Raw genomic sequence first — 10,915 nt, 5'->3', positions numbered from 1 at the left:
GGCCAATAGCCGCACCTTCAGCGGTACACCCCACGCCGGGGATGTGGGTACGTTGACGGTGAAGGTGACTGCCAACGACGGCAACGGCGGCACGGTCCAGGACAGCTTCGACATCGTGGTGAGCGCTGTGGCCACTGGGCCGGTGGTGAACTTTGCGGCCGGCAGCAGCAGTGCGGCGGAGAGTGGGGGTATGCAGAACGTGACGGTGAGCATCAGCCCTGCCCCCGCCACTGCCATCACGGTGAACTACACCGTAGGGGGCTCCGCCACCGCAGGCAGTGACTTCACCATTACGAATTCGGGCACGGTGACAGTGGCGGCCAATAGCAGCAGTGTCACCATCCCGGTGGTCATCACGGACGAGTCTGCCGAGACAATCATTCTGACGTTGGGCAGCGGCAGCGGTTACACCGTGGGTAGCGCCAGTGTCCACACCCTCGTCATTGCCGATGACGATCTGCAACTGGTAGTCTCCACCACCAGCTTGCAGATGGCCAGGGGTGGGCAGGACGGCTTCACCCTCAAGCTGGGGTCCCGGCCCACCGCACCGGTTATGGTGAGAATGGAAGTATCCGGCGACAATGATCTGACGGTGGACATGGACATGACTCATTCCGGTCATCAGTCCAGCCTCAGCTTGACGGATGACAACTGGAGCGCTGACCATCCGGTGATGGTGACAGCGGGGCAGCAGAGCGGCGTCAGCACGCTGACCCTCAAAGCCGGCGACGGTGACCATGAATGGCCACCAGCCGAGATCGTGGTGAGGGTGTTGGCGATAGATGCCAGGGCGGAGGAGATGTGGCTGGGGCGTTTTGGCCGCACGGTCTCCCAACAGGTGGTGGCTGCCCTGACGGGGCGTTTCAGCGTCGCTGCCCCCAATCCGGGTCTGAGCCTCACCATCGCCGGGGAACATCTCACCGGTGACCTGCCCTTGGCGGAGAACCAAGGGGCGCTCTCCAAGCTGTTGGGCTTCGAGAGCGTCAGCAGCGAGCAGGTAGTGGCGGCCTCCTCCTTCGGCTTCTCCCCACAAGTTGCCGCAGGAGAAGCTGGAGCACCAGGGACAGGGTGGGCCTTCTGGGGCCAGGGCGCCGTCACCTCCTTCAGCGGCAGAGACGACCACGTGTCCGTGGATGGAGACGTGACCACCGCCCTGGTGGGGCGGACTGGCGCACCGGGCAGTGGCGGGCTGGCGCTGCCCTCTCCCACTCCTGGGGCAGTGGCGGCTATCAAGGAGAGGGGGATAAGCGGGCAGACGGCAGCATCACCACCACCCTGCTGGGGCTGTTCCCTTATGGCCGTTACGCCCTCACCCCCCGGCTGGGTGTGTGGGCCATAGGGGGCTACGGCCGGGGCGCCCTCACCCTCAAACCACAAAGGGACGGCGCCGAGGAGTTGAACACAGACACCAACCTGGTGATGGGCGCTCTCGGGCTGGAGGGGTCCTGCTGGACGGGGGCGGTGCCGGACTCTCCCTCACCACCACCGCTGATGCCCTCCTGGTGGAGACCGTCTCGGAGACAGTGCAGGGGCTGAAGGGCAGCGCCGCCACCGTCTCCCGTCTCCGCCTGGCTCTGCAGGCCACAAGGCCGGTGCCGTTGGCAGGTGGCGCCGCACTGCTCCCCTCGTTGGAGATTGGCCTACGGCAAGACGGTGGCGCCGCAGAAATCGGCTATGGGGTGGAGTTGGGCGCCGGCCTCTCCTGGACGGCGCCGCCACAGGGCATCAGCGCTGAGGTGAAGGGGCGCACCCTACTCAGCCACACGGAGGAGCAGTTCCGGGAGCAGGGCCTGGCACTCTCCTTCGCCTGGAACCCCTCCCCATCCAACCGGGGACCATCCCTCTCCATGGGCTACGCCATGGCCGCTGCCACATCAGGCATGGATGCCCTGCTGAACCACGCTGTCCTGGAGGGGGTGGCCACCCCCGGCGCCAACGGGCAGCAGTTTGAAGCCAAGCTGGCCTACGGCTTCCCCGCCCACAAGGACCGCCTCACCCTCTCCCCCGCCTTGGTAGTGGCTCTCTCCACCGACAGTAGCGCCTACGGCCTGTTGTGGTCCCTGGCCCCCTACTCCCAACAGGGCCAGGGGGAAGCCTGGAAAGTCTCCCTGGAGGCCGCACGGCAGGAATACAACCCCTCCGCTTCGCCAACGGAACACTCCCTCAACCTCAACTTCTCCCTCCTTTTCTGAACCGCTGCTCACATTCCCATCACGATACTTGTCATTACAGGCGCGTGTGATCAACCCATGAACAGCCCAGGAAGCACCATCGCCGCAATCGCCACGGCAGTGGCTGCTGGTGTGGGCAGTGTGGCCATTGTGCGTATCTCCGGCCCGGAGGCACAGGCCGTTGGTGGGCGTGTATTCCGCCCGGCAGGGGGTGGGCGCCAGGTGTGGGAAAGTCATCGGGTGCAATATGGCCATGTGGTGGAGCCTGCCAGTGGTGAGGTTCTTGACGAGGTGTTGCTGCTCTATATGCAAGCCCCGCGAAGTTTCACGGGGGAAGATGTGGTGGAGTTCCACTGTCATGGGGGGATGATTTGTGTGCAACGGGTGCTGGAGCAGGTGTTGAGCAACGGTGCGGAAGCCGCGGCCCCTGGGGCCTTCAGCCAGCGTGCGTTTTTCCATGGCCGTTTGGACCTGACCCGGGCAGAAGCTTTGGCCCAGGTGATCAGCGCCCGCAGTCGCCGGGCGGCGGCGTTGGCGTTGGCGGGACTGGACGGCGGAATCTGCCGCCCCATTGAGGCGCTCCGTCAGCAGTTGCTGGAGCAGTTGGCCCAACTGGAAGCTCACCTGGACTTTGAAGACGATCTTCCATCTTTAAGCCCTGATGTTGTAAGGAAGAACCTACAAGCAGTGGCAGAGGAATTGTCCCGGCTTGTGAAGGATAGTCGCCAGGGACAATGCTTGCAACGGGGGCTGAGGGTTGCCATTATTGGCTGTCCCAACGTGGGCAAATCCAGCCTTCTGAATTATCTCACCAACCATGACCGCGCCATTGTCACAGATTTACCGGGAACCACACGAGACACCCTGGAGGCCGAGTTCAGTCTACGGGATGTTCCCATCACCCTGGTGGACACTGCCGGTATCCGCAAAGCCAATAACCCGGTGGAGAAGCTGGGCATTGCCCGCAGCCGTCAAGTCCTGAAGCAGGTGGACGTGATCATATTGTTATTTGATATAAACCTGGGCTGGAGTGAAGCGGATCAGGCGCTGGCCCATGAGATTCCCGAGGACGTTCCCTATTTGCGGGTTGGTAATAAGGTGGATCTCCTGGATCAAAGAAAAGCTCGGCCCAATGATAAACTGGAATCCTCTCTGACCATCAGCACCATAACAGGTCAGGGGATGGAAGATTTCACCGATGCTCTTTTAAGGTGTTGTGGCCTCACTGATCTGGAACGTCTTGACACAAGCCTTAATGATCGTCAAGCCAGCGTGGCTCAGAAAGCCATTGAGGCTCTAGCTCGTTTAGAGGATACCGCCAAAGCCGAGTTACCTTGGGATTTCTGGACCATTGATCTGCGAGACGCCATCCATCGTCTTGGAGAAATTACCGGAAAAGAGGTGAGTGAAAGTATTCTGGATGAGATATTCAGTAAATTCTGCATTGGAAAATAAGGGAGGGACTACCCCCACAGCGCCCGCTTCTCCTCCTCCCGCCATCGGCGCCAGGGCCGCCGGGCCAGGGCTGCGTTACTCAGCCGCCCGTCGCCACTCACCTCCGGGCCCAGCCAGGGGGGCAACTCAAGCCTGGCGTCAGGTCGCGCCAACTCCACCTCCGCCAGCACCAGCCCGTCGTTGGCGCCGGCAAAGCAATCCACCAGCCAGTCCCCACCCGTCAGATTGAGCATATGGCGCTCCTTGCTGAGCTGGTGGGGGCAGTGTTCCAGCAGGCGCCGGGCATCCCCGAGGGGAATGGCATACTCGAACTCCCAGCGCTGAACGGGTGCGGCGGGCGCTGCCCCCACCGCCAGGGGCACCTTCAGGGTAAGCCAGCCCTGGTTGTGGTCATGGCGCACCCGGGTGGTGAGGCCCTGGGGGCTGATGCTGATGTAGCCCTGGCTCAGGCGGATGCTGGCGCGCACCTGGTCTTGCCAGGCTGTTGTGCGCACCAGGAAACGTCGCTCGATTTCCAGCCCCATGGCCGCGGCGCGACAATCAAACCGGTTCGCCGGAGCGACCCAGCAGCCCGCCGGAGCGCTGCTTCCCTTGAACAATCACGGGCGGCGCCTGGCCGCTGCCGGGGAGCCCGGGCACCACTGTGGTGGTTCCGTCCCACTTGTCGAGGAAGAGCTTGTAGAGCACCTGGTCGTTGAGGCTCTGGTTGAGGGTCTGATAGCGCTTGGCTTCCTGCTCAGCAATGCGCACCTCCGTGCGGGCCTTCAGCAGGCGCTGGTCGGCAATCTGCTTCTGCTCAATGGCGGCCCGGTACTCCTCGGCAATGCGCAGCCCGGTGAGGTCCAGCCCCTGAACGTCCACGTAACCGAACTTGCCGAGTTCTTCCGACACCTTCTCCTGCACGATCTCGGAAATGCTGTTCCACTCGGAGGCGATGGTCACCAGTTCGTACTGGGAGAACACGGATTTCAGGGCCTTGAGGAGGGACGGCTGCACGATGCGGCCATAGACCTGCTGGTTGGCGGTGGCAATGGACCGGAAGATGCGACCAGCCTGGTTGGAGCGGATCGCGTACTTGATGGTGGCAGTGGCCTCAATGACCTGCAGATCCTTGGTGAGGGAGGAGAACTCTTCGGGCCGCACCTGGGTTTTGATGTCGAACATGGAAATGTTCTGGACCAGGGGAACCTTGAGATTGGGTCCCGCAGTCCGGGGCTCGCCGGTCACTTTCCCCAGGGTGGTGACGACCGCAACATTGCCTGCAGGCACAATGAACAGCACCTGGCTCAGGAGGATCAGGGCAACAGCAACCACAAACCCCAGCAGGGGAAGAAGGGCGTTGCCGTTGTCGTTGTTGATGGGGCGGATGGGCGTCTGCATGGAGCGGGTTGGTTGCCCGTCCAGTCTGCAACCTCCTGGCGTCCAGTGGGTGGCTGTGTGACCAGACCGTTTGCCTGACTTGCCAGGTTCCGGCATGGTGATTGAAGCTTGAATCAAGTTTTCCCGCCCTGTCTGCCCATGCCTGCCGACGATGTCAGCAAACCGCCGCAGCGCTACCGCCAGCGGATACGGGTGGTGGCGGTCATTGTCTCCAGCGCCTTTGCCCTGCCGGTGCTGTTCGTGTTTGGCGTAACACTGCGTGAACTGTCCAGGCCGCCGGAACCCTCCATCTACGCTGCGCCGCCCGCCCCGCCACCGCCAGAAGCGCCCTGACCAATGGCTTCAACGCCGGTTTCCCGGCGGACTCCCCGTCCCTAGGGATCCCGGCGCTAAGCTGGTGTCCCATGCCCCTGGACAGCACCTTGCATTGTTCTGTGTACGATACTGTTTTTCCACATTTGCTCCGTACTGTAACCACCTCCGCCCTTCGGGTAACGGCCGGGATTGCGGGCCTGTTGACGCTTGGTCTTGAGGCAATACCCGCCCTGGCCATTCCCGAGGCCGACGCCATCAGGAAGCTTGAGGTGGTCCCCGTCCACGTTGTGGTGAACGCGGAAGGTGGGCCCATCTTTCCCGCATATGACTATGTGGCGTTGAATGCGGAAGGCCAGCCTGTCTTTCCCTTTTATCAGCAGTTGAATCAGTTGGTGCTCCCCATGTTCATGACGGTCGAGCAGGCCCGGCAGGCGCAGGAGGCTCTGGAGGGCCGACCGGATGCTGAAGGGAGCCGTGTGGCTTCCATGCCCCTGAACATTGCTCTGGAACGCAACGAGAGGCTGGTCCAGGAGATCAAGGCAAAGGATGAGAGCCGCTCCCTGGTCACGCCGCTGGTGCCTGCCATGGCGGACTGGAGAAAAGCCAAAGAAATCTTGCAGGCCGAAGGGTACAGCCGACAAGAGATTGCTCGGAACCTCAAGGTTCCCGTCTTTTTGACCCACCCTCCCATCAGCATCACGCCCCCCGGCGCGGAGGAAGCCAAGATCGCCCTGTTCTTCAACTACCGCCAGCTTCAGCAAGCAAAGCAGGCGGTGGCGGATTTTGGTGGGGAAGACAGGGTGTGGGATTTGCGTCAGGCCCTGAACGTGTTGGTTCAGGATGAGGAGGACCAGTATTTCATCTTTCCTACGGAGGATCTGATCCAAACCTTCCAGGACCAGCAGGAGGCGCCTCCAGAAGAGGCGGCCCAGGAATAAAAGGGACTCATGGGGGCAGTGGAGCCAGCTTATCCCCCGGCCCCTTCTGCAAGGCTGGGGCAAGCAGAGCTGCTGTCACCCGCCTTCCCCATGCCCGATACACCGTCCCCCCAGCCTGCCCCGCCCAAGTCCTTTTTCCTGGACCCGGATCTTCATGGCTACATTCTGAGCCATGGCGGCGGCCCTGACGAGGCGCAACAGGCCTTGATTGCCGCCACCCAGGCGCTGGGATCCGTGGCCAGGATGCAGATTCCCCCGGAACAGGGGGTGTTCATGGAGTGGCTGGCCCGGGTGATGGGGGCCCGGCGGGCCATTGAGGTGGGCGCCTTCACGGGCTATTCCGCCCTCTGCCTGGCCCGGGGCCTGGGGTCCGGGGGGCGCCTGCTCTGCCTGGACCTGAACGAAGCCTGGACCCGCATTGCCCGGACCCACTGGCGCCGGGCCGGGCTGGCGGATCGCATTACCTTGCGCCTTGGGCCTGCCGCCGCCTCCCTGGCCACCCTTCCCCAAGAGCCCATGTTCGACCTGGGCTTTATCGACGCCGACAAGGAAAACGGTCGCCTCTACTACGAAGAGGTGTTGGCGCGGCTGCGGCCAGGGGGTGTTCTCATGCTGGATAACGTCCTGTGGGGCGGCAAGGTGGTGGAACCCCGTCAGCATCCTGGCGACGCCTCCCTGCAGGCCATCTGTGAACTGAATGATTTTGCCGCCACGGATGCACGGGTGCAAGCCAGTTTTCTGCCACTGGGTGACGGTCTATTGCTGCTGAGAAAGCGGTGAGGGCTGGCCCGCCCCGCCCCGTAATGCCCGCAGGGCGGCGCCCACGTCAGGCTGACCCATCAAGGCTTCCCCCACCAACACCGCCTGGGCACCGACAGCCGCCACCTGCTCCAGGTCCTTGTGCTCTTTCAGGCCAGATTCACTCACCAGCAGGACGCCGCCCTGGCGCAGGGCCTGGCGATAGGCGGCGGCCAGCCGCTGGGTCAACGTCAGGTCGGTGGTGAAGGTGGTCAGGTCCCGGTTGTTAATGCCGATCAGGTCCACCCCAAGGGCAAGGGCCCGCTCCATCTCGTCGGCATCATGCACCTCCACCAGGCAATCCAACCCCAACTGGCGGGCCACTGTCTGCAGGTAGCGAATGTCCTGATCCGAGAGGACGGCGGCAATGAGCAGGGCCGCATCAGCGCCGGCAGCCCGGGCCTGGAACAATTGGTAGGGGGAGAGAATGAAGTCCTTGCACAGCAGGGGCAGGGTCACCGCCTCACGCACAGCGCTGAGCACCCCGAAGCCGCCTTGGAAAAACTGCCGATCCGTGAGTACCGAGATGCAGGACGCCCCGGCGACGGCGTAGGCCTGGGCCAGGGCGACCGGATCGAAATCCTCACGGATGATCCCTCGGCTGGGACTGGCTTTCTTGATCTCCGCAATGACGGCAGGCCGTTCCGGCGTCTGGTGCAACACCTGCCGGAAACCCCGGGTGGGGGGCAGTTGCTCCACCTGCTGCTGAAGCTCATGCAGGGGCATCCGCCGGCGGGCCTGCTCCAGTTCCTCCCCCTTGGCCCAGACGATCTTTTCCAAAATGTGCCGGGGCTCGCTTTCCGGGTGGGGGGTGGCGTAGGTGAGATGGGCCACCCGCACCAGGGGATTGGGGGGGCGACGGCGAATCTGCATGGGTGGTTCCGGTGGGTGAGGATCAGGAGGAGAGGGCCGCGGCGGCTTGCTTATAGGCCACCTCCACCACCTCGCTGAGGGTGGGATGGGTATGCACAGCCCGACTGAGCTGCCGGACGGACTGGCCCGCAGCCATGGCGTTGGCCACTTCCTGGATCAGGTCCCCCGCGTGGAGGCCGTAAATCTGGGCCCCCAGCACACGGCCGTTGTCGCGACGGAACAGGAGTTTCATGAGGCCGTCCCCTTCGGCTTCCGCCAGGGCCTTGGCGTTAGCGCGAAAATAACTGCGCACACTGCCCAACTCAAAACCCTGCTCCGTGGCCTCCGCCTGGGCCTGTTCCTGGGTGAGCCCCACGGAACTGATCTCGGGATGGGTGAAGGTGACGGCCGGAATGCTTCGGTAATCCATGGCGCCCCCATGGCCAAGGATGTTCTCCACCGCCCCAATGCCCTGGGCGGCAGCGGCATGGGCCAGCATGAGCTTACCCGTCACGTCCCCCACGGCCCATAGCCCCTCCACGGGTTCGCCATTGGCCAGCACCCGTAGCCCCTCGTCCACGGGAATAAAGCCCCGCTCCGTGGCCACCCCCACACTGGCCAGGTTCAAATACCGGCTGACGGGGGCGCGACCGGTGGCCACCAACACTCCGTCCACCTCCAGAGTGTCCACCAGTTCCTTGCTGGCGGCATGGCGCAGTTCCACCTTCACCGGCGATCCGGGCGTCACCTTGCTGGCCAGGACCCCGGTGTAGGTCTCAATATCCCGGCCCTCCACCAGATGGCGGGTGGCCAGTTTGCGAATATCCGCGTCAAAGCTGGGCATAAGCTGGTCCAGGGCCTCAATCAGGGTCACCTCACAACCCAGCGCCGTATAAATGTCCGCAAATTCCAGACCGATGTATCCGCTGCCCACAATGGCAATCCAGGGGGGCAGCCAGGAAAGCTGCAGGGCCTCGTCGCTGGTGAACACCGTGTGACCATCCAGTTCAATGCCCCGTGGCACGAAAGGCTCGGAGCCGGTGGCGAGGATCACGTGGGCAGCCGTGATCTCCCGCTCGATGCCCCGGGCCGAGCGCACCACCACCCCATGGGGACCACGGAGCCGGCCCCTACCTTCCAGCACCTCCACCCCCAGGCGTTTCAGGGTTTTGCCCATGGAGGCGCGCATGGTGTCCACCAGTTGCCGGGCGTGATTCGCCATGGGCTGCCGCTGGGCCGTTGCGCCGCCGCTGTGGATGCCCAGACGGGCCAGGCGCGCCCGGTCGTTCAGTTCCCGCACCCGGCCACTGGCCGCCAGCAGCGCTTTTGAAGGCACACATCCCCGATTGACACAGGTGCCCCCCAACTCCCGGGCTTCCACAATCGCGGTGCGCAAACCGTGCTCGGTGGCATGCTTGGCGGCGTCAAAGCCCCCGTAGCCAGCACCAATCACCAACACGTCAAGGTCGAATTCCTGAGCCAAGGGTTCACGGCAAGTTGTTGTCCATTCTGAACCGCTGCCAGCACGTCCCGTCCCCAACCATGGCAGGCCTTTGCAACGGACGCGCAACTCAAGCCGGACGCAATCGCTCAAACAGCAGCAGCGCTCCGGCCACCGCCACGTTGAGGGAGTTCACGGCATCACTGTGGGGGATGGAGACCGCCACTTGGCAGCGGTTCACCACTTCGGCGGATAACCCCGCACCCTCGTTGCCCAGGATCAAAAGGCTGGGCAAGGACCAGTCCAACCGGGTGTAGGGGAGGCCTCCGGCAACACAGGTGGCCATGGTGCGCAGGCCACGGCCCCTGGCCTCTTCCAGCACTGTTTCCACACCGGGAACCTGGCGGACGGGCAGGGCAAAGCTGGCCCCGGCCGCGGCCCGCAGCACCTTGGGTTGCCATGGATCCGCACATTGCGCCAGCACCACGCCGGCCACCTCCGCTGCCAGAGCGGTGCGCAGGAGTGCGCCCAGGTTGCCAGGATCCTGGATACGATCCAGGGCCAGAAGGAATCGGGGCTGCCGGGGCCATGGGGGCTGGGGCAACGGGGCGGTGGCCGCCACGCCGTCGGGATGGACCGTTGTGGCCACCGCCGCCAGCACCCCCTCGCTGACGCTTTGCTGAAGACGGGGCGGGACTTGCGCCAGCAGGGCGGCATGATTCTCGCCCCAGCCCTGGGTGAAGACCAACCGCCGGAGGGACAGACCATGGCGTAGAGCCTCCTCCACCATGTGGGTCCCCTCCAGCAACACTGTCCCCGCTTCACGCCGGCCCCGGGCCGTATGGAGTTGCCGCAGTTGTTTCACCAGGGGATTGCGCCGGCTGGTGATCAGGGGGTTGTGCTGTCCATTGTCTGGCAACGGTAGGGACCTCGGGTTGGGAACGGTGGTGTGGTAAAGTTTCCCATCATCCCCTGAAAGCTTGATGACCAGACAGCGTATGGCCCGTCCCTCTCCACAGAATTCCGACGTGTTTGAAGATCATGTGAAAAACTTACTTGAAGACAATTATGGTTGTGAAGTGATTAAACCACCAAAAAATCAACCTGATTATGATCTTGAAATCACAAGACAAGGTGGCACTAATCTCTCAGAAGATGGAAGATCTGTTGCAATCCAGGTCAAGAACTTCAAAAAACGTGTTGGTATTGCCAGTGTCAGAAAGTTTATTGATTTTCTCACGAGATCATATCAGGCACAAGTTCAATTTAGCGAGGGATTATTTATTTCATCTAACGGGTTTTCAAAGTCCGCGATTGAACTTGTCAGGCATGAATCCAGGGAGAATCCGAAAGCAACTGTCGTTTCGCTTGGTACCGCCAATACAGGCGATATCGAACAAGATTTCCACCATCCTAGAAGCTCATTGTCTCTCAAGAGAGACGGTCCACCCATTTCTCCATTGGTAGACCACCAAAGATTGGTAGATCACCAAAGTAACACTCATAAGAGAAAATCAAGGCGTTATCATTTCGGCATTTTTACCAACAAAGTGGGAACTGGTAAA

General features: G+C 62.6%; 12 protein-coding genes. 7 read left to right on the top strand and 5 right to left on the bottom strand.

Annotated elements, in window-relative coordinates; translation table 11 throughout:
• The 3 genes from BG35_RS12980 to mnmE all read left to right on the top strand — a co-directional run.
• The coding region (locus tag BG35_RS12980; protein ID WP_236619755.1) for a putative Ig domain-containing protein at positions 1-1,339 on the top strand (1,339 nt) is incomplete at its 5' end.
• 163 nt (positions 1,340-1,502) lie between these two features.
• A complete protein-coding gene (locus BG35_RS0102975) occupies positions 1,503-2,192 on the top strand; it encodes a hypothetical protein (RefSeq protein ID WP_152535142.1) in 690 nt (229 codons plus the stop codon).
• A 57-nt stretch (positions 2,193-2,249) separates the two neighbouring features.
• Positions 2,250-3,626, top strand: a complete 1,377-nt coding sequence (gene mnmE / locus BG35_RS0102970) for a tRNA uridine-5-carboxymethylaminomethyl(34) synthesis GTPase MnmE (protein ID WP_025781634.1) — start codon at positions 2,250-2,252, stop codon at positions 3,624-3,626.
• Positions 3,627-3,634: 8 nt separating this feature from the next.
• Here mnmE and BG35_RS0102965 read toward each other — a convergent pair whose 3' ends face one another.
• Positions 3,635-4,150 (bottom strand): CYTH domain-containing protein, encoded by a 516-nt coding sequence (locus BG35_RS0102965; RefSeq protein ID WP_025781633.1) that lies wholly within the window; start codon positions 4,148-4,150, stop codon positions 3,635-3,637.
• 16 nt (positions 4,151-4,166) lie between these two features.
• Positions 4,167-5,006, bottom strand: coding sequence for a prohibitin family protein (locus tag BG35_RS0102960; protein WP_025781632.1), 840 nt, complete (start codon positions 5,004-5,006; stop codon positions 4,167-4,169).
• A 138-nt stretch (positions 5,007-5,144) separates the two neighbouring features.
• Here BG35_RS0102960 and BG35_RS0102955 point away from each other — a divergent pair, with 138 nt between their 5' ends.
• From BG35_RS0102955 to BG35_RS0102945, 3 genes are all read left to right on the top strand, one after another.
• Complete coding sequence (locus BG35_RS0102955; RefSeq protein ID WP_025781631.1) at positions 5,145-5,339, top strand: hypothetical protein; 195 nt, start codon at positions 5,145-5,147, stop codon at positions 5,337-5,339.
• A gap of 182 nt (positions 5,340-5,521) precedes the next feature.
• Entirely contained in the window at positions 5,522-6,259 is a 738-nt protein-coding gene (locus BG35_RS0102950; protein ID WP_152535141.1) for a hypothetical protein, read from the top strand.
• Between the two features lie 90 nt (positions 6,260-6,349).
• On the top strand, positions 6,350-7,039 hold the full coding sequence (locus BG35_RS0102945; RefSeq protein ID WP_051506117.1) for an O-methyltransferase: 690 nt from the start codon (positions 6,350-6,352) through the stop codon (positions 7,037-7,039).
• Here BG35_RS0102945 and trpC read toward each other — a convergent pair.
• The 3 genes from trpC to BG35_RS09975 form a co-directional block, all read right to left on the bottom strand.
• Positions 7,016-7,930, bottom strand: a complete 915-nt coding sequence (trpC, locus tag BG35_RS0102940) for an indole-3-glycerol phosphate synthase TrpC (protein WP_025781628.1) — start codon at positions 7,928-7,930, stop codon at positions 7,016-7,018. The two genes, BG35_RS0102945 and trpC, sit on opposite strands and share 24 nt — an antisense overlap.
• A 22-nt stretch (positions 7,931-7,952) precedes the next feature.
• Entirely contained in the window at positions 7,953-9,392 is a 1,440-nt protein-coding gene (locus BG35_RS0102935) for a dihydrolipoyl dehydrogenase (RefSeq protein WP_025781627.1), read from the bottom strand.
• An 88-nt stretch (positions 9,393-9,480) separates the two neighbouring features.
• Positions 9,481-10,269: a TrmH family RNA methyltransferase gene (locus BG35_RS09975; RefSeq protein ID WP_051506116.1), complete on the bottom strand. Its 789-nt coding sequence runs from the start codon at positions 10,267-10,269 to the stop codon at positions 9,481-9,483.
• Between the two features lie 79 nt (positions 10,270-10,348).
• Here BG35_RS09975 and BG35_RS12600 point away from each other — a divergent pair.
• Positions 10,349-10,915, top strand: a 567-nt coding sequence (locus tag BG35_RS12600; RefSeq protein ID WP_161632510.1) for a restriction endonuclease, incomplete at its 3' end; no start/stop codon positions are given.

Origin of the sequence: Candidatus Synechococcus spongiarum SH4, assembly GCF_000586015.1 — a bacterium.
Taxonomy (GTDB): Bacteria; Cyanobacteriota; Cyanobacteriia; order PCC-6307; family Cyanobiaceae; genus Synechococcus_B; species Synechococcus_B spongiarum_F.
This window is presented reverse-complemented; position numbering and strand designations above follow the sequence as displayed.